At 64.5% G+C, this 21,118-nt stretch carries 12 protein-coding genes and 2 pseudogenes; 7 read left to right on the top strand and 7 right to left on the bottom strand.

Translation table 11 applies throughout. From position 1 onward, the window contains the following. Positions 1-46: 46 nt before the first annotated feature. Positions 47-2,770, bottom strand: coding sequence for a DNA mismatch repair protein MutS (gene mutS, locus BPNPMPFG_RS26080; protein ID WP_413776887.1), 2,724 nt, complete (start codon positions 2,768-2,770; stop codon positions 47-49). A 219-nt stretch (positions 2,771-2,989) separates the two neighbouring features. Here mutS and BPNPMPFG_RS26075 point away from each other — a divergent pair, with 219 nt between their 5' ends. Both BPNPMPFG_RS26075 and BPNPMPFG_RS26070 read left to right on the top strand, forming a co-directional pair. Then, positions 2,990-5,269, top strand: coding sequence for an NADP-dependent malic enzyme (locus tag BPNPMPFG_RS26075; protein WP_258591476.1), 2,280 nt, complete (start codon positions 2,990-2,992; stop codon positions 5,267-5,269). 277 nt (positions 5,270-5,546) lie between these two features. After that, positions 5,547-6,491 carry an IS110 family RNA-guided transposase gene (locus BPNPMPFG_RS26070; RefSeq protein WP_258590634.1) on the top strand — a complete coding sequence of 315 codons (945 nt, stop codon included), beginning with the start codon at positions 5,547-5,549 and terminating at the stop codon, positions 6,489-6,491. 282 nt (positions 6,492-6,773) lie between these two features. Here the strand turns inward: BPNPMPFG_RS26070 and BPNPMPFG_RS26065 are convergent, their stop codons facing one another. After that, entirely contained in the window at positions 6,774-7,676 is a 903-nt protein-coding gene (locus tag BPNPMPFG_RS26065; protein WP_258591475.1) for a LysR substrate-binding domain-containing protein, read from the bottom strand. 117 nt (positions 7,677-7,793) lie between these two features. Between BPNPMPFG_RS26065 and BPNPMPFG_RS26060 the strand changes: the two genes are divergently transcribed. Together BPNPMPFG_RS26060 and speB are read left to right on the top strand one after the other, a co-directional pair. Continuing rightward, on the top strand, positions 7,794-8,900 hold the full coding sequence (locus tag BPNPMPFG_RS26060) for an extracellular solute-binding protein (RefSeq protein ID WP_258591474.1): 1,107 nt from the start codon (positions 7,794-7,796) through the stop codon (positions 8,898-8,900). 54 nt (positions 8,901-8,954) lie between these two features. Continuing rightward, positions 8,955-9,914: an agmatinase gene (gene speB, locus BPNPMPFG_RS26055; protein WP_258591473.1), complete on the top strand. Its 960-nt coding sequence runs from the start codon at positions 8,955-8,957 to the stop codon at positions 9,912-9,914. A gap of 23 nt (positions 9,915-9,937) precedes the next feature. Here speB and BPNPMPFG_RS26050 read toward each other — a convergent pair whose 3' ends face one another. The 4 genes from BPNPMPFG_RS26050 to BPNPMPFG_RS26035 all read right to left on the bottom strand — a co-directional run bounded on the left by BPNPMPFG_RS26050 (position 9,938) and on the right by BPNPMPFG_RS26035 (position 14,979). Then, positions 9,938-10,651: an MbcA/ParS/Xre antitoxin family protein gene (locus BPNPMPFG_RS26050; RefSeq protein ID WP_258591472.1), complete on the bottom strand. Its 714-nt coding sequence runs from the start codon at positions 10,649-10,651 to the stop codon at positions 9,938-9,940. Between the two features lie 464 nt (positions 10,652-11,115). Then, positions 11,116-11,961, bottom strand: coding sequence for an aldo/keto reductase (locus BPNPMPFG_RS26045; RefSeq protein ID WP_258591471.1), 846 nt, complete (start codon positions 11,959-11,961; stop codon positions 11,116-11,118). 86 nt (positions 11,962-12,047) lie between these two features. After that, on the bottom strand, positions 12,048-12,440 hold the full coding sequence (gene copM, locus BPNPMPFG_RS26040) for a CopM family metallochaperone (RefSeq protein WP_258591470.1): 393 nt from the start codon (positions 12,438-12,440) through the stop codon (positions 12,048-12,050). A gap of 43 nt (positions 12,441-12,483) precedes the next feature. After that, on the bottom strand, positions 12,484-14,979 hold the full coding sequence (locus BPNPMPFG_RS26035; RefSeq protein ID WP_258591469.1) for a heavy metal translocating P-type ATPase: 2,496 nt from the start codon (positions 14,977-14,979) through the stop codon (positions 12,484-12,486). A 191-nt stretch (positions 14,980-15,170) separates the two neighbouring features. Here BPNPMPFG_RS26035 and BPNPMPFG_RS26030 point away from each other — a divergent pair, with 191 nt between their 5' ends. The 3 genes and pseudogenes from BPNPMPFG_RS26030 (at position 15,171) to murJ (ending at position 20,503) form a co-directional block, all read left to right on the top strand. Continuing rightward, complete coding sequence (locus BPNPMPFG_RS26030) at positions 15,171-16,022, top strand: glycosyltransferase family 25 protein (RefSeq protein WP_258591468.1); 852 nt, start codon at positions 15,171-15,173, stop codon at positions 16,020-16,022. 32 nt (positions 16,023-16,054) lie between these two features. Further along, positions 16,055-18,857, top strand: a pseudogene (locus tag BPNPMPFG_RS26025) ([protein-PII] uridylyltransferase). Positions 18,858-18,903: 46 nt separating this feature from the next. Continuing rightward, a pseudogene (gene murJ / locus BPNPMPFG_RS26020) lies at positions 18,904-20,503 on the top strand (murein biosynthesis integral membrane protein MurJ). A gap of 62 nt (positions 20,504-20,565) precedes the next feature. On the opposite strand, the gene BPNPMPFG_RS26015 reads toward murJ, so the two are convergent. Then, on the bottom strand, positions 20,566-20,763 hold the full coding sequence (locus BPNPMPFG_RS26015) for a hypothetical protein (protein WP_258591467.1): 198 nt from the start codon (positions 20,761-20,763) through the stop codon (positions 20,566-20,568). Positions 20,764-21,118 lie beyond the last annotated feature (355 nt).

The raw sequence follows: 21,118 nt of genomic DNA, 5'->3' as shown, positions 1-21,118 counted from the left end.
GGGGGAGATTGGCAGTTGCGGCGCCGCCGCCCTGATTGCAAAAGAATTACTTCTCCGCCAGACCCTTCAACCGATACAGCGCTTCCAGCGCTTCCCTTGGCGTCATCTCGTCGGGGCTGATCGCACCGAGCGCCTCGCCCAGCGCGTCGCTTTTCGCCGGCTTGGGCGCTTCGCGCTTCACCGCCACGGAAAACAGCGGCAAATCGTCGACCAGCCGGTTGGTCTTGCCGGAAACTTCGCCCTCCTCGAGCTGGTGCAGCACTTCCTTGGCCCGGTCGACCACCGCCTCCGGCAGGCCGGCCAGCCGCGCCACCTGCACGCCGTAGGAGCGGTCGGCGGCTCCCTTGCCGACCTCGTGCAGGAAGACGACGTCGTTCTCCCATTCCTTGACCCGCATGGTGACGTTGTGGAGCCGCGCCAGCTTGCCGGCGAGCGAGGTCATTTCGTGGAAATGGGTGGCGAAGATTGCCCGGCAGCGGTTCTTCTCGTGCAGATATTCGACGGCCGCCCAGGCGATCGACAGGCCATCGAAAGTGGCGGTGCCACGGCCGATCTCGTCGAGGATCACCAGAGCCCGTTCGCCGGCCTGGTTGAGGATCGCCGCCGTCTCGACCATCTCGACCATGAAGGTCGAACGTCCGCGCGCCAGATCGTCCGAGGCGCCGACGCGCGAGAACAGCCGGTCGACGACGCCGATATGGGCCGATGCGGCCGGCACGAACGAACCGGTCTGGGCGAGGATGGCGATCAACGCGTTCTGCCTTAGGAACGTCGACTTGCCGCCCATGTTCGGGCCGGTCAAAAGCCAGATCGCGCCGTTCCGGGCAGCACCCTCCGGCGACAGGTCGCAATCATTGGCGACGAACGGGCCTTCGCCCGAACGCCGCAAAGCCTGCTCGACCACCGGATGCCGGCCGCTCGCAATCTCGAAGGCAAGGCTGGAATCCACCAGCGGCCGGCACCAGGCCTCGCTCTCCGACAGCAAGGCCAGCGCCGCCGACACATCGAGCACGGCAAGCGCCTCGGCACCGGCGCGTATCGCCTGCGCCTCGCCGACCGCTTCCGCAGTCAGCGCATCGAAGGCGGCAAGCTCGATGCTCAATGCCCGGTCTGCGGCATTGGCGATCTTGGTCTCGAGTTCGGCGAGTTCCGTCGTGGTGAAGCGCATGGCGTTGGCCATGGTCTGGCGGTGGATGAAGCGCGCCTTGGCGCCATCGCTGCCTGTCATCACAGCATGGTGGTTGGCGGTCACTTCGATGTAATAGCCAAGCACGTTGTTGTGCCTGATTTTCAGCGAGCGGATGCCGGTCTCGTCGATCAGCGAACGCTCCAGCCCGGCAATCACTTTTCGCGACTCGTCGCGCAGCGCCCGCATCTCGTCGAGTTCGGCATGGTAGCCGCCGCGAACGAAGCCGCCATCGCGCTTGAGGAGCGGCAGTTCGTCGCCAAGCGCTTGCGTCAGATGCCTGGCAAGCGGCTGGGGCAGCGCCTGGATGGCGCCCAGCGCTGCCATCATTTCTTGGGGCAGGGCGGTCGCGGCGAAGATTTCGGCGATCGCGCCGGCCGCCTCGAAGCCGGCGCGCAGCGCGCCGAGGTCGCGCGGGCCGCCGCGGTTGAGCGCCAGCCGGGACAGCGCGCGCGGCATGTCGGCGACGCTCTTCAGGCTCGTCCGCACCGCCTGGCAGAGCCGGGTTTCCGAACGGAAGAACGACACCGAGTCCAGCCTGGCGCCGATCGCGGCCGGGTCGGTCAGCGGCGCCATCAGCCGGTCGGCGAGCAGCCTGGCGCCGCCGCTGGTCACCGTGCGGTCGATCGCCTTGAACAGCGAGCCCTCGCGGCTGCCGGATAGCGTGCGCAGCAGTTCCAGATTGCCGCGTGTCGCCGGATCGATGAACAGCGTCGAGCCCTGCTCCTCGCGCTCCGGCCGCGACAGCGGCGGGCGCTCGGCCTTCTGTGTCTTCTCGACATAGGCGATGGCGCCCGAGATCGCCGACAGTTCGGCGCGCGAAAACGCGCCAAAGCTGTCCGGCGTCGCCACGTCGAAGAAGCGGGCGATGCGCCCCGTGGCCGAGGCCGAATCGAACAGCGAGGGCGGCTGCGGGTTGGCGACGCGGCCAAGCACGTCAAACACCGGCTTCAGTTCGGGATCGTAAAACACCGGCTCGGCGACGATCAGCTCGCGCGGATCGACACGGAAGATGTCGGCCAGCAGCCGGTCGGCGGTGGTGTCAGTGACGCGGAAGGCACCGGTCGAGATGTCGATCCAGGCCAACGCGAAGGCGTGGTCGGCTCCGCCCTTCACCCGCCCCAGCGCCATCAGAAAACTCGATTCCGACGGCGCCAGCAATTTGTCCTCGGTGATGGTGCCCGGCGTCACCAGCCGCACCACGTCGCGGCGCACCACCGATTTGCCGCCGCGTTTCCTGGCCTCGGCCGGATCCTCGATCTGCTCGCAGACGGCAACGCGAAAACCCTGGCCGATCAGCTTCTGCAGATAATCGTCGGCCGCATGCACCGGCACGCCGCACATCGGGATGTCGAGCCCCTGGTGCTTGCCGCGCTTGGTCAGGACGATGCCCAGCGCCCGGCTTGCCTTCTCGGCATCGTCGAAGAACAGCTCGTAGAAATCGCCCATGCGGTAGAACAGCAGCGAATCCGGGTTCGCCGCCTTGATCTCGATGAACTGCTCCATCATCGGCGTGACGGCGGCGGCCGCTGTCGGCGACGGCGTCACCGCTTCGGGGGCATCAGGCTCGTTCGGGCTGTGCATGTTCATGCGCGGCACGCTAGCAGATGTAATCGCGCGGTTTAATGCCGGAGCCTCGAAAAACGGGGGACGACCGGGACGGTCGCTTGCCCGCAATCGCCAACACGAAACGCGATTCCCGGCCGCTTGGCGGTTTACACGCGGCGGCGCGTGGTCTTAATTCGGGACCAGACAAAGCACCCGCTTCAAGGATGTGCTGCACGGCGAGGAAACCAAGACATCATGGCCAGGAAAACCGAGAACAGCGGTCCGTCCGTCAGCGCGCAGGAAGCGCTCGAATTCCATGCCATGGGTCGCCCCGGCAAGCTGGAGGTCGTCGCCACCAAGCCGATGGCGACGCAGCGCGATTTGAGCCTCGCCTATTCGCCGGGTGTCGCGGTTCCGGTTCTGGCCATCGCCGAGGACCCCAGCCGCGCCTTCGACTACACGACGCGCGGCAACATGGTCGCCGTGATCTCCAACGGCACAGCCATTCTCGGTCTCGGCAATCTCGGCGCGCTGGCCTCGAAACCGGTGATGGAAGGCAAGGCGGTGTTGTTCAAGCGTTTCGCCGATGTCGATTCCATCGACCTCGAGGTCGACACCGAGGACGCCGACGAGTTCATCAACTGCGTGCGTTTCCTTGGGCCCTCCTTCGGCGGCATCAATCTCGAGGACATCAAGGCACCGGAATGCTTCATCATCGAGCAGCGGCTGCGCGAATTGATGGACATCCCGGTCTTCCATGACGACCAGCACGGCACCGCAATCATCTCGGCCGCCGGCCTGATCAACGCGCTGGAGATCACCGGCCGCGACATGAAGACCACCAAGATGGTCTGCAACGGCGCCGGTGCCGCCGGCATCGCCTGCATCGAGCTGATGAAGGCGATGGGCTTTGCCCCCGAAAACATCATCCTATGCGACACCAAGGGCGTCGTCTTCCAGGGCCGCACCGAAGGCATGAACCAGTGGAAGTCGGGTCATGCGGTCAAGACCGAAGCGCGCAGCCTCGCCGAGGCGCTCGACGGCGCCGACGTTTTCCTCGGCCTTTCCGCCAAGGGCGCGCTGACCACCGCCATGGTGCAGTCGATGGCCAAGAACCCGATCATCTTCGCCATGGCCAATCCCGACCCGGAAATCACGCCGGAGGAAGTGGCCGAGATCCGCACCGACGCCATCATGGCAACCGGCCGTTCTGATTACCCCAATCAGGTCAACAACGTGCTCGGCTTCCCCTACATCTTTCGTGGCGCGCTGGATGTGCGCGCCACCACCATCAACGACGACATGAAGATAGCCGCTGCCCGCGCACTGGCTGCACTGGCCCGCCAGGACGTGCCCGACGACGTCGCCGCCGCCTATCAGGGCAACCGGCCGAAATTCGGCCCCAACTACATCATCCCGGTACCGTTCGACCCGCGCCTGATCTCCGCTATCCCGCTTGCAGTGGCCAAGGCGGCGATGGACTCAGGCGTCGCGCGCAAGCCGATCCTCGATCTCGACCGCTACGCGCAGGAACTGTCCGCCCGCCGCGATCCGATCGCCTCGACCTTGCAGCGCATCTACGACCGCGTGCGCCGCCAGCCCAAGCGCATCGTCTTCGCCGAGGGCGAGGAGGAGCAGGTCATGCGTGCCGCCGTCTCCTATGTGAACCAGCGGCTCGGCACCGCCATCCTGCTTGGCCGCGACGACGTCATCAAGGAGAACGCCAAGCACGCCGGCATCGACCTCAACAAGCAAGGCATCGAGATCATCAATGCGCGGCTGTCGCGCCGCAACGGCATCTACACCGACTATCTCTACGAGCGCATGCAGCGCAAAGGCTTCCTGTTCCGCGACTGCCAGCGGCTGATCAACAACGACCGCAACCACTTTGCTGCCTGCATGGTGGCGCTGGGCGATGCCGACGGCATCGTCACCGGTGTCACCCGCAACTACTCGACCGCGCTCGACGACATCCGCCGCGTCATCGACGCCAAGCCCGGCCACCGTGTCATCGGCGTCTCGATCGTGCTGGCGCGGGGCAGGACCGTGCTGGTCGCCGACACCGCCGTGTACGACATGCCGAATGCCGAGCAGATCGCCGACATCGCCGAGGAGGCGGCAGGCTTCGCCCGCCGCATGGGCTATGAGCCGAGGCTCGCCATGCTGGCCTATTCCACCTTCGGCCATCCGCAGGGCGAGCGTTCCGAACGCGTCCAGGAAGCCGTGCGCATCCTCGACAAGCGCCGCGTCGATTTCGAGTATGACGGCGAAATGGCCGCCGACGTCGCCCTCAACGCCAGGGCGATGGCGCAATATCCGTTCATCCGGCTGACCGGCCCCGCCAATGTGCTGATCATGCCGGCGTTCCACTCGGCATCGATCTCGACCAAGATGCTGCAGGAACTCGGCGGCTCGACGGTGATCGGCCCGCTGCTGGTCGGGTTGAACAAGCCGGTTCAGATTGTGTCGCTGAACGCCAAGGATTCAGACATCGTCAACATGGCGGCGATCGCGGCGTATACGGCGGGGGCTTGAGGAGCGATTCGCTAAGCGGGCGAAAAGGCAGCGATTTATCTTTTTTCGAATTCGCCAGCGCTCGTTTTCGAGCGCTGGCGCCGCCCCTTGTGTGTTTGGAATATGCATAATGGAGGGTGCCACGAACCGGTGGATGTTCCGGTTCGTGGCGGCGGTCGAGAGCCCGTCGCCCCTCAGGTGGCCTAAACCGTAGGTGAGCTGGGGCCCGACCGCCTTCTTTGTGAACCCGAACAGTTGCAAGGGGCAAGCCCCCGCACACAAGGAAGGGATTGAGGAGATGGCTGAAGAGACGGTTCAGGACGTCGGTATTGACGTCGCCAAGTGGTGGCTCGATGTGTCGGTGTTTCAGACGCTAGAACGAGCCCGTTTCGACAACGACAAGGACGGCTGGGCCGAGCTGATCAAGTGGCTGACGGGTCGCAATGTGCGCGCCATCGGCATGGAGCCGAGCGGCGGCTATGAGCGCGGTGTGGCCAAGGCGCTGCGCAAGGCGAACCTGCCGGCCAGGAACGTCAATCCGCACAAGCTGCGCCACTATGCCCGCGCCCTTGGCCGGCTGGCCAAGAACGATCGCATCGATGCGCTGCTGATTGCGCGCTACACCGCCGAACTGCCGACCCGGCCGGTGCGCTGTGACCCAATCGCCGAGCAACTCGCCGATCTGGTCGTTGCCCGCAGGCAGCTCAGCGACGACAAGGTCAGCCTCGCCAACCAGCTCGAGCAGATACGCGAGCCGACGGTCAAGCGCATGTTCACCCGGCGGCTGCGGCGCATCGAGCTCGATATCGCTCTGCTTGCCAAACGGATGGCCGAACTCGTCGCCAGCCAGCCAGCGCTCGCGGCCAGGGATCGCCTGATCCAGTCCTTCTGCGGTGCCGGCCCAGTGTTCAGCCACACCGTGCTTGCTCTGGCTCCCGAGATTGGTGAGGCCTCGCGACGAGAGATCGCAGCCCTTGCCGGCCTCGCGCCCTACGACTTCGACACCGGCACTTTCCGAGGCAAGCGCAGCATCTGGGGTGGCCGTCATGACGTGCGCAGGGTGGTCTACATGGCAGCACTCACCGCCAGTCGCTCCAATCCTGTGCTCAAGGCTTTCCATCAGCGCCTCATTGCAAACGGCAAGGCGCCGAAAGTCGCTCTCATCGCCGTCGCGCGAAAGATACTGACCATCCTCAGTGCCATGATCCGAAACAACGAACCGTGGAACCCAGCCCGACCCTGACAAACACAGTTGCTCACCTGCCTGCCGGCATCCTCTCCCCGTATAGTGACGGGGAGAGGGGCGCTCTCATCAATGGTTTCGCCAGCTGTCAGCGCCGCAGAAAAGATGCCGGCACCGCGGTCAGCCCCTTCTCCCCGTCACTATACGGGGAGACGTGCCCGGCAGGGCGATGAGGGGCGGCGCCAACTTCGGCGGTCTCCACCACAAGTTGGAAACTGCTACTGGTCTGGAGGCTGTTGCCCAACTACATAGCCTAGCTTGACGGTCCGCCGCAAACGCCCCTCAACCCAGCCCCATCACCCGCTTGTGCGCGGCGATCTCCGCCAACAGCCACTCCCGGAACCGCTTGATTCCAGCCGACCCCCGATTGCCCGGCTTCTGCTGCAGGCAGTAGCTTTCCGGAATTGTGTGGCGAATCGGGAACGGCGCCACGAGCTGTCCGCTGGCCAGCAGATCCTGCGCCATGATGTTGTCGACCAGCGCCACGCCGCCGCCATTGACGGCCTCTCGCACGGCCAGCGCCGGGTCGTGGAAGATCGGGCCGGATTTGGCGTCGACCTTCAGGCCTTCCTGCTCGAGCCATTCCTCCCACCAGGCGGTGGTGTTTTCGTGCAGCAGCCGGAGCCTGGCGAGATCGGCTAGCGTCCTTGGCGCGTTCGGCTCGGCAAGAAGGGCCGGCGCGCATACCGGAAAAATCACCAGCGAGACGAGTGGCACATAGTCCGCATTGGCATCGGCGGTGAACAGCACGCGCAGATCGGCGCTTGGGTTGCCGCCCCGGTTTTCGTCGTCGTGGATCGACACGTCGAGTTCGAAGTCGGGGTTCTCGGCGCGAAAGCGCGGCAGGCGGTCGGCCAGCCACAGGTTCATGAAGGTGGCGTTGATCGACAGCGAGGCGCGCTTGGCGATGTCCGGCCGGCCATGGCTGCCCATCTCCTCGGTGGCATTTTCGACTGACCTGAAGGCGGCGGACAGCCGGCGCGCATAGTGGGTGGCTTTCGGCGTCAGCGTCACTTGCCGGAAGCCGCGCTCGAACAGCTCGATGCCCAGCGCCTGTTCCAGCGTGCGGATGTGCCGGCTCACCGCCGACGGCGTCAGCCGCAGCTCGTCGGCGGCATCCTTGAAGCTGCGCAGGCGCGCTGCCGCTTCGAAAGCCCGGATCGCATTCAACGAAGGCAGCTTCATGGACCTCAGACAAGCCATGAGATGAGTTTTTGTCAAGCGATCGGGGATAAAATGCCGTTTGTCGGGCCATGCTGCGCCGGGCAATCCTCCAGCGATCCAATCCTTGGGGAAACCGCCATGCGCCGTCTCGCCGCCCTTGCAATATCGATGCTTGCCCTGTCGGTTTCCGCCCTCGCGGACGGCGCCTCGGCCGCCGAGGACAAGACCGTCAACATCTATTTCTGGTACGATTACGTGCCGGCCGACACCATTGCCGAATTCGAGAAGCAGACCGGCATCAAAATCGTCTACGACACCTTCGATTCCGTCGACATGCTGACGACCAAGGCGCTGACCGGAGGCTCCGGCTACGACATCATCATGCCCGGTGCCTCGCTTGTCGGGCAATACGCCAAGGCCGGCGCCATCCAAAAGCTCGACAAGGCCAGAATTCCCAATGCCGGTGACCTTAACCCGGACATCATGGCCTTCCTTGCCCGGCAGGATCCGGGGGCCGCCTATGCGGTTCCCTATGCCTATGGCACCACCGGCATCATGTACAATCCGGCCAAGATCGCGGAGCGCATGAAGGATGCTCCGGTCGACAGTCTCGACATGATCTTCAAGCCGGAGATCGCCGCCAAATTCCAGGACTGCGGCATCGCCATGGTTGATTCGCCGGAGGGCGTCATGTCGGTGGCGTTGAACTATCTCGGCTTCGATCCTTTCTCGATCGACGAAGGTGACCTGCACAAGGCCGGCGCGCTGCTGGCATCCATCAAGCCCTATGTCAGGCACTTCAAGTCGGGCTCGATCATGAGCGAACTGGCTGCGGGTGACCTTTGCCTGGCGCTCGGCTGGAGCGGCGATGCGATCGGCGCCAATGCCAGGGCGGCAGAGTCCAAGAACGGCATAGAGGTGCGCTATGCAGTACCCAGGGAAGGCACGGAGATTTTCTTCGACGTCATGACCATTCCGGTCGATGCGCCGCATTCCGAAAATGCCCATGCCCTGATGAATTTTCTGCTGTCGCCGCAGGCAAGCGCGCGGTTCACCAATGCCACGCTCTATCCGAATGCCGTCCAGGCGGCGACGCCGATGGTCGACGAGGTCGTCCGTGACAATCCCAACATCTATTTCTCGAAAGCGACTTTGAAACACCTGTTCGCCGCCCAGCCGCGCGACCAGAAATCGCTGCGCCTGGTCACGCGTCTGTGGACCAGCTTCATGACCGGAACGAACTGATTCCCCGGCCAGCCCGGGACTCAACACCTCTCTCCAGCAAAAGATGTGATCGACATGCTCAAATCCCTGCCGCGTTCGCGCGAAACCGACGATGCCGTTTTCGGCAAGACCCTTTATGGCGGCTCGCATGAGCCGGTCTATGGCGGCGTGCTGTCCTTCATGCGCCGCCGGCTGACCCGCAATCTCGAGGGCGTCGATGTCGCCGTGTGGGGCATTCCGTTCGACGCGGCCGTGTCCAACCGGCCAGGCGCCCGGTTCGGTCCGCAGGGCGTGCGGCGCGCCTCGGCGATCCTCGAAGGCGATCCGCAATATCCTTTCCGCGCCGATCCGTTCGAGCGGCTGGCCGTCATCGACTATGGCGATTGCGGCCTCGATTTCGGTCGCCATGACGAGACGCCGTGGCAGATCGAGGCGCAGGCGAGCGAGGTCGTCGATGCCGGCGTCACGCTGCTGTCCATCGGCGGCGACCACTATGTCACCTGGCCGCTGCTCAGGGCGCATGCGAAGAAATATGGGCCGCTGGCGCTGGTTCAGTTCGACGCGCACCAGGACACCTGGCTCGACGAGGAAAAGCGGCTCGACCATGGCTCGTTCGTCGCCAGGGCGGTTGCCGAAGGCCTGATCAGGCCGGAGCGCTCGATACAGGTCGGCATCAGGACGCACGCGCCGGAAACCTGCGGTCTCGAAATCCTGCATGGCGAGGATGTCGCCGAGCTCGGCGTGGCCGGTGTCGTCGAGCGCATCAAGGCGCGTGTCGGCGATGCCAGGACCTATCTGACCTTCGACATCGATTGTCTCGACCCGGCCTTTGCCCCTGGCACCGGCACGCCGGTCGCCGGCGGCCTGTCGTCGCGCGAGGCGCTGATGATCTTGCGGCGGTTGGGTTCGCTCGACATCGTCGGTGCCGATGTCGTCGAGGTGGCCCCCGCCTATGACCATGCCGACGTCACGTCGATCGCCGGAGCGGCGGTTCTGCAGCACTATCTTGGCCTGCTGGCCGAGCGGAAACGCTAGCCCCGGCATAGCGCGCGCCGGTTTCAGCCCGGCGCGAATGCCCGCGCGGCCTCGACGACGTCCTCGACTTGGTCCTGCCGGAGCAGGTCGATCGGAATGCGGCCGTCGAGCTGTGCCGCGGGGCGCGTCAGCCACAGCCATGCCAGCCTCGGATTGCCGATCAGGGACAGCACGTCGCGGATGCCGGCGACCGGCCTGCCGTCGATGAATTGCGCCAGCGGGAAGACATGCTTGCGGCCGCCCTTGCGCAGCGCAATGACCTCATTGCGGCGCTGCCAGCGATGCAGGGTCGAGCGGGCAATGCGCAGGTTCTCCTCCAGATAGGTCGACCCGGCCACGCGGCCCGCCCAGTCCTCGATCAGCATCGATTCGAGGTCGTCGGCTCGCGGCGGTGATGAAACGGGTCCATCGATATCCGCCAGCGATGCCGCGGGCAGCCCTGTTGCGCCGCCTGTGCCGGCTTCGCTGCGGCGCGCGGCTTCCGCCGCCAGCGCGCGCACAAACTTCGATGCAAGGCCGGGAAGGTCGGCATGGATGGCGTCGATGGCGCGCTGGTGCTTCGGCGACAGCAAGATAACGGCGGACGCTATGCTGCCGGCGATCTTGCCGACCGAGACCATGGTGGGCCTGTTGATGGCCTCGTCATAGTGGGCAAGCGCGCGTTCAACCTCCTCCGCGACCATCTCCGCGAAGTCGTCCTGCTTCATGCCGGTCATCTGGATCTGAAATCTGTTCATGCATCCGTCTTCTGGCCGCGCGCTCTCCTCCCACAGCCGCGGCCGATTGTTGAATTTCTATAGCGGAAAGCGGAAATCGCGGCGGCAACGGATACAGCGGCCCGACAGCATGCTGTCTTGCATTTTTTGACACCCCTGGCTTCGGGCGCCCCGAAATGTCAGTCACGGGACGTCTCGATTGCGTGTAGGAGCGATGTATGACAGCCGCGCGACGGTGAGAAGCGCCGACAGCCAAGCTGCCGATCTGCCGATCTCCCCCCTCGTGGGGGAGATGCCCGGCAGGGCAGAGGGGGGCGCTGTCCCGCCAGCATCCCCAAGGTTTTACCTTCGAAATGAACGGTATGAATTCTGGGGCCACGGCGCAGGCGGGCGGACACAATCATCGCTCCGTGGCGATCCTTCGCGCCCCCCTCTGCCCTGCCGGGCATCTCCCCCACGAGGGGGGAGATTGGCAGCTTCATCGCTCAGATCATCTCCAGCCCGCGTTTACGCGTCGGCGGTGAAAAAGCGCGGTCGAGATCGGCGATGTCCTGCGGCGCAAGCTTGATGTCGAGCGCGGCAAAATTCTGGCGGACGTGCTCCTGGCTGCTGGCCTTCGGAATGGCGATGACGCCGTCTTGATGCATCACCCAGGCCAGTGCGATCTGCGCAGCGGTTGCATTGTGGCGAGCCGCGACGGCATCGAGCCTGGCATTGCGCGCCAGCGCGCCCTGCTCGACCGGCGAATAGGCCATCAGCGGAATGCCGCGCCGCCGGCTCCACGGCGCCAGATCGAACTCGAGGCCACGCCGGACCAGATTGTAGAGCACCTGGTTGGTCTGGACATTGCCGCCTTGGGGCAAGCCGACCAGCTCTTCCATCTCGTTGGTGTCGAAATTGCTGACACCCCAGTGGCGGATCTTGCCGGCTTTTTTCAGGGCCTCGAAGGCAGCAACCGTTTCCGCCAGCGGCACGCTGCCGGGCCAATGCAGCAGATAGAGATCGATGCGGTCGGTGGCGAGACGCTTCAGGCTGTTCTCGCAGGCGCGCTGCACGCCGGCGCGCGAAGCGTTGGACGGCAGCACTTTTGAAACCAGGAAGGTCTCGTCGCGGCGCCCGGCAATAGCCTCGGCCACCACCTCCTCGGCGCCGCCGCTGGCATACATTTCGGCGGTGTCGATCAGCATGATGCCAAGGTCGAGGCCGAGCTTGAGAGCCTTGACCTCATCGGCACGGCGGCTGATATTCTCGCCCATCTTCCACGTGCCCTGACCGAGAACGGCAATGGTTTCGCCGGAGGGCAGCGTGGTGGTTCTGACGGTCGATGGCATGGCGGGCTCCAGTTCGGCCGGATCGCATCACAGCCTTGCCGAGAAATCCAGAGAGATCTCTCCGGATTCTCGCATCGCAAGAAGGCTTACTTCACCGGATGGGCGGCGAGCCAGTCCTGCATCTGCTTGATCTCGGCTTCCTGCGCGGCGATGACCGCTTCGGCCAGCTTGCGGATTTCCGGATCCTTGCCGTTGGCAAGTTCGACCTTGGCCATGTCGATGGCGCCCTGATGATGCGGGATCATGCCACGGACGAAATCGGCATCGGCATTGCCGGTATATTGCGAAGCCATCATGTCGGCATGCATCTTGTCCATCGCCGCCTTGTAGCCTTCGGTCGAAGGGCTCGTCGCATCCGCCGACATGGCGCGCATGTCGTGTTTCATCTCTTCGCTCTGCGCCGGAACGCTTTCGAGGAAGACGGCAAGCAGCATTCCGGCCGCCATCAGCAAAAGCATGAGTTTTTTAGCCAGGGTCATTCATGGTCTCCTGTTGAGTGGGTTTCGTATTTGGGGGCTTTGCTCAGAGTTTCAACGCCCTCAGCCGCAATGCGTTTGCGATCACCGACACCGAGGACAGGCTCATCGCAGCCGCCGCCAGCATCGGCGACAGAAGCGTACCAGTGAGCGGATAGAGCACGCCGGCAGCGACCGGCACGCCGAGCACGTTGTAGAGGAAAGCGAAGAACAGGTTCTGGCGGATGTTGCGGATCGTCGCCTGGGCCAATTTGCGCGCCCGCACGATGCCGTTGAGATCGCCCTTGACCAAAGTGATGCCGGCGCTTTCGACCGCGACATCGGCGCCGGTGCCCATGGCGATGCCGACATCGGCGGCGGCAAGGGCGGGCGCGTCGTTAACGCCGTCACCAGCCATGGCAACGCCTTTGCCCGTGGCGCGCAGCTCCTCGACGAGGGCCGCCTTCTGTTCCGGCAACAGGCCGGCGCGAACCTCATCGATGCCGAGGCTCCTGGCGATGGCTCTCGCCGTGCGCTCATTGTCGCCGGTCGCCATGACGATCCTCAGGCCGCTGGCATGCAGCGCCCTGATCGCCTCGGCGGTGGTCGCCTTGACCGGGTCGGCGACCGCGACGATGCCGGCCAGCTTGTTGCCGATAGCAACGAACATCGCCGTCTTGCCTTCTGTCTGCAGCGTCTCGGTGCTGGCCGAGAAGGGTGCGATATCGATGCCCAGATCGGCCATCATGGCGGCATTGCCGAGCGCGACCGTCTTTCCCGACACGGTGCCGGAAACGCCCTTGCCGGTGATCGCCTCGAAATCGCTGGCATCAGTGACGGTCACGCCGCGGGTGCCGGCACCGTCGACGATGGCCTCGGCCAGCGGATGCTCCGAACCCTTCTCCAGGCTCGCGGCGAGTGCCAGCAATTCGTCCCCGGAAAAGCCCGTGGCGGCAACCACATCGGTCAGTTTCGGCCGGCCTTCGGTCAAGGTACCGGTCTTGTCGACGATCAGCGTGTCGACGGAGGCGAAGCGTTCGAGCGCGGCGGCTTCCTTGATCAGCACGCCGGCATGCGCCCCACGCCCGGTGGCGGTCATGATCGACATCGGCGTGGCGAGGCCCAACGCACAGGGGCAAGCGATGATCAGCACCGACACCGCCGAAACGATGGCAAAGATCAGGCTGGGTTCGGGGCCGAAGATCGCCCAGGCGACAAAGGCCGCGATCGCGATCAGCACCACGGCCGGGACGAAGTAGAACGACACGCGATCGGCCAGGCCCTGGATCGGGGCGCGCGAGCGCTGCGCCTTGGCGACGAGCTCGACGATGCGCGCCAGCATGGTCTCGGCGCCGACCCGTTCGGCGCGCATGATCAGCGAACCGTTTTTGTTGAGCGTGCCGCCGGTGAGGGTATCGCCTTCGGCCTTTTCGACCGGCAATGGTTCGCCAGTGATCATCGATTCGTCGATAGAGGAGCGGCCGTCCAGCACGGTGCCGTCGACCGGCACGGCGTCACCGGGACGGATGCGCAGGCGATCGCCGCCCTTGACCGCGTCGAGCGGCACGTCGCTTTCGGAACCGTCGGCACCGATCAACCGCGCGGTCTTCGGCGCAAGATCAAGCAAAGCGCGGATTGCCGATCCGGTCTTTTCGCGGGCGCGCAGCTCCAGCACCTGGCCGAGGAAGACCAGGGCGACGATGACAGCGGCAGCCTCGAAATAGACCGGCACCGCACCGCCATGGCCGCGGAACTGATGCGGAAAGATGTCCGGAAACAGCGTGGCGACGAGGCTGTAGAGATAGGCCGCACCGACGCCGAGCGAAATCAGCGTCCACATGTTGGGGCTGCGGTTGACAATCGAATCCCAGCCGCGATGGAAGAAAGGCAGTGCCGCCCACAGCACGACGGGGCTTGCCAATGCCAGCTCCAGCCAGACCTTCGTCCGTTCGGAGACAAACGCCTCGAAAGTCAGGCCGAGCATCGGCGCCATGGCGACGATCAGCAAAGGCACCGACAGCGCGGCACTGACTGAGAACCGCCTGGTGAAATCGACCAGCTCGGGATTTGGCCCCTCATCGCCTGATGGCACGCCCATCGGCTCCAGCGCCATGCCGCATTTCGGGCAGGAGCCGGGCTTGTCGCGAATGATTTCGGGATGCATCGGGCAGGTGTATTGCGTGCCCTTAGGCGCCGGCCGGGGTGCGGCCCTGCCGTCGAGATATTTTTGCGGCTCCGCCTCGAACTTCGCCTGGCAGCCGGCCGAGCAGAAGTAGAAGCCCTGGCCTTCATGACGAAAAAAGTGCCTGGCTGTCGCACGATCGACAGTCATGCCGCAGACCGGGTCGATGGCGGTCAGGAATTTTTCCGGCTCTGCGGCAAATTTCGTGCGGCAGCCTTCGCTGCAGAAATGATAGCGATGGCCATCATGCTCGGCCGTCGCCTTGCCGGCGGCCGGATCGACGATCATGCCGCAGACCGGATCCCGGACCACGGCTGCGTCCCCGGCTTTCGCCGCGCAACAGCCGTCATGCGCGTGATGATGATGGTCTGAATGCTTCATTCAAAAATGCCTCGATGCTTCTTCTTTTCGAAGCTGAGGTAGTGCTTCCAGCAACTGGAAGGTCAAGGGTTTAGTTTCTTTTTTCCTTGTGCCGTCGCGCACGCCGAACCCCTGTCGAAGAAAGTCGACTACGCGATGGGGTCTTGTGCTATGGACCGGCCGATCGACAATCCAACGCATCGATACCATCAATGAAGTGCCTGCTCATAAACCTCGACCGGTCCCAGGACCGGCTTGCCCATATGACGGCGGAGTTTGCCCGTATCGGCATTGATTTCGAACGGGTCACGGCGGTCGATGCCCAGGGCCGGCCCGACCTGGCGGAAACACCGATGCGGCTCAATCCGCTGACGCAGTTGCATCTGACCAACACCGAGGTCGCCTGTTTCCTCAGCCACAAAGCCTGCTGGGCAAGGATCGCCGAAGGCGACGATGCCTTTGGTGCGGTTTTTGAAGACGACGTCGTCTTTTCGGAAAATGCCGGCCCGATGCTTGCCGACGCCAGTTGGATCCCGGCCGATGCCGAGATCGTCAAGCTGGAGACGTTCTTCAAGAAGACCCGGCTCGCATGGCGGCGCTCTCCGGCCGGCCATGGCTTTTCGACGTCCAGGCTGCACGGAGCTCACGTCGGCGCTGCAGGCTACATACTGTCGAGGCAGACGGCGCGCGATCTCATCGACGGCACCGCGGAGCTCGGCGGTCCCGTCGATCAGGTCATCTTCAATCCAAAATTCGCACCTGCACCCGGCAAGGTCATCTATCAACTGGTTCCGGCGCTCTGCGCGCAGGAGCGCTTCCTGCGAACCGCCGGACTGCCGAGCCTGCTTCTTGAGGAACGACGGGACCAGTGGCTTGCCGGCGTCCAGTCCGGATCGTTGACGACCAAGACGCTGCCGATGAGAATCGGGGCTGAGACCAGGAAGTTGCTGGGAAGGATCGCCGACCTCTGCCTCCTGAAGCAGAGAACGAAGCTCATAGCGTTCTATCGCCACGGCGAACGTGTCCGTCCTGCCCATACCCACAATCGCGAAAAGGCGCTATAGACGCCGCCGAAAGGCGAGGCCGACCGGACCCTATGGCAAGAATCTCCCTGAAGCTCGATGAACTGATCGACGGCGAAGCCTTGCGCCGCGAGATGACCGCGCTGACCGCGGCCACGGCCGGGGACGGCTCCGGACAGGCCGCGCGCAGCGGTGTGCTGCAGCTTCTCAAGGGGCGGCTGGCGGACGGGCGTGCCATTGCCGAACGCATGCTGCGGGACGATGGCGGCGGCGGCGCCTGCGCGGCGCGGCTGTCGCATCTCATGGACGAACTCATCCGGGCGCTTTATGATTTCGCCGTCACCCATGTCTACCGGGTCAAGAACCCGTCCTCGGCGGAGCGCATGGCCGTCGTCGCCGTCGGCGGCTATGGCCGCGGCACGCTGGCGCCGGGGTCCGACATCGATCTGTTGTTCCTGCTGCCCTACAAGCAGACGCCGTGGGGCGAACAAACAGTCGAATACATGCTCTACATGCTGTGGGATCTCGGGCTGAAGGTCGGCCACGCCACTCGCAACATCGACGAATGCCTGCGCCTGTCGCGCACCGACGTCACCATCCGGACGTCGATCCTCGAGGCGCGCTTCCTGTGGGGCGAACTCAAGCTCTATGACGAGCTGATGCTGCGCTTCGACCATGAGGTGGTGCGCACGACCGGCCCCGAATATGTCCAGGCCAAGCTTGCCGAACGCGACGACCGCCATGCCAAGGCCGGCGAAAGCCGCTATCTCGTCGAGCCCAACGTCAAGGACGGCAAGGGCGGCTTGCGCGACCTGCAAACGCTGTTCTGGATCGGCAAGTATTTCTACCGGGTGCGCACCGGCGAGTGAGCTGGTCGACAAGGGCGTCTTTACCGAGGGCGAGTACCGCGAGTTCCAGAAGGCCGAGGATTTCCTATGGGCGGTGCGCTGCCACATGCATTTCCTCACCGGCAAGGCCGAGGAGCGGCTGCATTTCGACATCCAGCGCGAGATCGCCGAGCGGCTCGGCTACACCAGCCACCCCGGCCTGTCGGCGGTCGAGCGCTTCATGAAGCACTACTTCCTCGTCGCCAAGGATGTCGGCGACCTGACCCGCATCTTCTGCGCGGCGCTGGAGGAAGAGCAGGCCAAGCATGTGCCCGGCTTCAACCGCATCTTCCTCACCTTTTCCAGGCGCAAGCGCAAGCTCGCCGGCACCTCCGATTTCATCGTCGACAACCACCGCATCAACATCGCCGACGACCAGGTGTTCGAACGCGACCCGGTCAATCTTTTGAGACTGTTCTGGTTCGCCGACAAGCACGGGCTGGAGTTCCATCCCGATGCGCTGAAGCTGTTGACCCGTTCGCTCGGCCTGGTCAACAAGTCGCTGCGGCGCGATGAGGAGGCCAACCGGCTGTTCCTCGACATCCTGACGTCGGACCGCAACGCCGAACTCAACCTGCGGCGCATGAACGAGGCCGGGCTGCTCGGCAAGCTGATCCCGGATTTCGGCAAGATCGTCGCCATGATGCAGTTCTCGATGTACCACCACTACACGGTGGACGAGCACCTGATCCGCTGCATCGGCGTGCTGGCCGAGATCGAGCGCGGCGACGGCGAGAAGATCCATCCCCTCTCGCACACGCTGATGCCGGGGCTGAAGAAGAGCCGCGAGGCGCTCTATGTCGCCGTGCTGCTACACGACATCGCCAAGGGCAGGCCGGAGGATCATTCCGAGGCCGGGGCCAGGATCGCACGGCGTATCTGCCCGCATATGGGGCTGTCGCCGGCAGACACCGAAACGGTCGCCTGGCTGGTCGAGAACCATCTCGTGATGTCGATGACGGCGCAGACCCGCGATCTCAACGACCGCAAGACCATCGAGGACTTCGCCGCCATCGTGCAGTCGGTCGAGCGGCTGAAGCTGCTTTTGATCCTGACCGTCTGCGACATCAGGGGCGTCGGACCCGGTGTCTGGAACGGCTGGAAGGGCCAGCTGCTGCGCACGCTCTATTACGAGACCGAACTGCTGTTGACCGGCGGGTTTTCAGAAGTGTCGCGCGCGCAGCGCACCGCCGCGGCGCGCGAGCGCCTGGCCGAGGCGCTCGCCGACTGGCCGCAGAAGGAACGCGACCGCTATGTCGGCCAGCATTACGAGAACTACCTGTTGACCGTCGATCTCGCCGATCAGCTGCGCCATGCCGAGTTCATTCGTGAGGCCGACGCGTCGGGCAACAAGCTCGCCACCATGGTCAAGACCCACCAGTTCGAGGCGGTGACCGAAATCACCGTGCTGGCGCAGGATCATCCGCGCCTGCTCTCGGTCATTGCCGGCGCCTGTGCCGGGGCCGGCGGCAACATCGTCGACGCGCAGATCTTCACCACATCGGATGGCCGCGCGCTCGACACCATCCTGATTTCAAGGGAATTCGACCGCGACGAGGACGAGCGCCGGCGTGCAGAGCGCGTCGGCCGGCTGATCGAGGACGTGCTGTCGGGCAAGAGCTGGCTGCCGGAGATGATCGAGAAGCGGACAAAGCCGCGGCGCGGCGCCAAGGTGTTCAAAATCCCGCCGCGCGCCGAAATCCGCAACACGCTGTCGAACCGTTTCTCGGTCATCGAGGTCGAGGGCCTGGATCGGCCGGGACTGCTGTCGGAGATAACCGGAACGCTGTCCGACCTGTCGCTCGACATCGCATCGGCCCACATCACCACCTTCGGCGAAAAGGTCATCGACACCTTCTATGTCACCGACCTCACCGGCCAGAAGATCGACAACCCTGCCCGCATCGCTACCATCCGCAACCGGCTGATGGCGGCACTTGAAGGCATCGCGCCCGAGCGCGGCGGCAAGGCCAGGGCAGCCGCCGAGTGACCGCCACCATCACTTTGTCCCAATTCCGCAGGCAGTTCCCAAAAGCATGAGCCTTGTCAAGAAATTCGCAACGGTTGCTTCCGGCACCCTGATGAGCCGCGCGCTCGGCTTCGGCCGCGAGATGCTGATGGCGGCGGCGCTCGGCACCGGACCGGTCGCCGACGCCTTCAACGCCGCCTTCCAGTTTCCCAACACCTTTCGCCGGCTGTTCGCCGAGGGCGCCTTCAACGCCGCCTTCGTGCCGCTGTTCGCCAAGGAGATCGAGACCCACGGCACCGACGGCGCCAAGCGCTTCTCGGAGGAGGTGTTCGGCGTCTTGTTCACGGCGCTGCTCGCCCTGACCATCGTCATGGAACTGTCGATGCCGCTGATCGTGCGCTACCTGGTGGCGCCGGGTTTTGCCGGCACGCCGGGCAAATTCGACACCACGGTGACGCTGGCGACAATCATGTTCCCCTACCTGATCTGCATGTCGCTGGGGGCGATGATGGCGGGCATGCTGAATTCGCTGCGCCGCTATTTCGCGGCGGCGGTGGCGCCGGTGTTCCTCAACATCATTCTGATCGGCGTGCTCGCCTATGCCTGGTACAAGGGCTCAGACGCGCTGACTGTCGGCTACGGGCTGTCCTGGGGCGTGCTTGCCGCCGGACTGGTGCAACTGGCGATCGTCTGGGTGGCGGTGCGCCATGCCGGCATCTCGATCGGCTTCCGCCGTCCGAAAATGACGCCCGCGGTCAAGCGGCTGCTGATCCTGGCGCTGCCGGCGGCGATCACCGGCGGCATCACCCAGATCAACCAGCTGATCGGCACGGCGATCGCCTCGGCGCAGAACAGCGCGGTGTCCTCGCTTGCCTATGCCGACCGCATCTACCAGCTGCCGCTCGGCGTGGTCGGTGTCGCGGTCGCGATCGTGCTGTTGCCCGAACTGTCGCGGGCGTTGAAGTCGGGCAATTTGATCGAGGCGGCCAATCTGCAGAACCGCTCGGTCGACGTTCACGCTGTTCCTGACTTTGCCGGCAGCAGCCGCACTCTGGGTGATGTCGGAGCCGATCGTGCGGCTGGTCTATGAGCGTGGCGCGTTCGCCGCCAACGGCTCGACGCCGACGGTGGCGGCGATCCTGGCGATCTTCGGCCTCGGCCTGCCGGCCTTCGTGCTGATCAAGGCGTTCACCCCGGGCTATTTCGCGCGCGAGGACACGCGCACGCCGATGATGTTCGCCGCCATCTCGGTGGCGGTGAACGTCACCACGGCGCTGACGCTGTTTCCGAAGATGGGCGCGCCCGGCATTGCCGTCGCCTCCGCCGTCGCCGGCTGGGTCAACGCGCTGATGCTGCTCGGCGTGCTGATCCGGCGCGGCCATTGGGGCCGCGACGTGCCGCTGATGAAACGCATTCCACGGCTGGTGCTGTCGGCGATCGTGATGGGGGCGGCGCTGTACTTTGCCGAGCACTGGTTCGCGGTCAAGCTTGGGCACGGCTCGCCGCTGCTGGTCAAGGCGACGACGCTTCTGGCCCTCGTCGCCGGCGGGGCGTTGCTCTACTTCATCACCGCCTTCGCCACCGGCGGCGCCGATTTCGGCATGATCCGGCGCAACGTTGGGCGCAAGGGATCGCCGCCGACTAGGGAACAATCACCAGATCCGTGAGCCGGAATTTATTGCGATATCCCAGCCCGTCATTGCGACGATAGCGGCTGCTTCGACAAACGTTAGTCTTCTCCAGATAATTCGTCGTAGACGGAGGGCGGCAAGGGATTACGCGCCTGCCCCCTCAGTTCAATTTCGAGTTCGACCCGAAGCCGTGCCGCCGTCTCCAGCGGCGTCTCGCGGCTACTCCTGCGCTGCAGTGCCTCCCGCATGCCGATCACGTCGGCGGGGGCGCTTTTGATTTTGGGACCTGTGGGCATTCAAGGTGTCTCCTCTATGGTCGCTATGTAATGCACCCGGCTACCGCTCGCGTAGACGGTGAAACACTTGTTGCCCAGGCGGTCGTTTTTGACAGTCAGCGAGGTGGTGTATCGTGGAGCATTTCGTGGCAATGGGGTCGTGGCGACGGGTGGCAGATGGCTAGCAGCCAGCCGTCCGAGAAGCATTACCAATTGCCCTTCCGCCAGTGACTCCTCCGGGATGGAATCCTCCCATTGCTCGGGCGCCCCTTGGCGTACGATCTTCCAAACTCGCGCCATGTCTCCGGCCCCTGCTTTCCGCTAAGCATATAGGCGCTTTCGCATATTTCAAATTTCAACTGAGACACTACCGGTT

This window comes from Mesorhizobium sp. AR07, from assembly GCF_024746815.1.
Taxonomy (GTDB): Bacteria; Pseudomonadota; Alphaproteobacteria; order Rhizobiales; family Rhizobiaceae; genus Mesorhizobium.
The sequence above is the reverse complement of the archived record's forward strand: the minus strand, read 5'-3'. Positions and strand labels throughout refer to the sequence as shown.

Bases quoted from the DNA above. Each gene is read 5' to 3' on its own strand.
- BPNPMPFG_RS26070 (WP_258590634.1), top strand. From the start codon at position 5,547: ATGGCTGAAGAGACGGTTCAGGACGTCGGTATTGACGTCGCCAAGTGG.
- BPNPMPFG_RS26075 (WP_258591476.1), top strand. From the start codon at position 2,990: ATGGCCAGGAAAACCGAGAACAGCGGTCCGTCCGTCAGCGCGCAGGAA.
- BPNPMPFG_RS26035 (WP_258591469.1), bottom strand. From the start codon at position 14,979: ATGAAGCATTCAGACCATCATCATCACGCGCATGACGGCTGTTGCGCG.
- BPNPMPFG_RS26065 (WP_258591475.1), bottom strand. From the start codon at position 7,676: ATGAAGCTGCCTTCGTTGAATGCGATCCGGGCTTTCGAAGCGGCAGCG.
- BPNPMPFG_RS26045 (WP_258591471.1), bottom strand. From the start codon at position 11,961: ATGCCATCGACCGTCAGAACCACCACGCTGCCCTCCGGCGAAACCATT.
- mutS (WP_413776887.1), bottom strand. From the start codon at position 2,770: ATGCACAGCCCGAACGAGCCTGATGCCCCCGAAGCGGTGACGCCGTCG.
- BPNPMPFG_RS26030 (WP_258591468.1), top strand. From the start codon at position 15,171: ATGAAGTGCCTGCTCATAAACCTCGACCGGTCCCAGGACCGGCTTGCC.
- BPNPMPFG_RS26060 (WP_258591474.1), top strand. From the start codon at position 7,794: ATGCGCCGTCTCGCCGCCCTTGCAATATCGATGCTTGCCCTGTCGGTT.
- copM (WP_258591470.1), bottom strand. From the start codon at position 12,440: ATGACCCTGGCTAAAAAACTCATGCTTTTGCTGATGGCGGCCGGAATG.
- BPNPMPFG_RS26015 (WP_258591467.1), bottom strand. From the start codon at position 20,763: ATGCCCACAGGTCCCAAAATCAAAAGCGCCCCCGCCGACGTGATCGGC.
- speB (WP_258591473.1), top strand. From the start codon at position 8,955: ATGCTCAAATCCCTGCCGCGTTCGCGCGAAACCGACGATGCCGTTTTC.
- BPNPMPFG_RS26050 (WP_258591472.1), bottom strand. From the start codon at position 10,651: ATGAACAGATTTCAGATCCAGATGACCGGCATGAAGCAGGACGACTTC.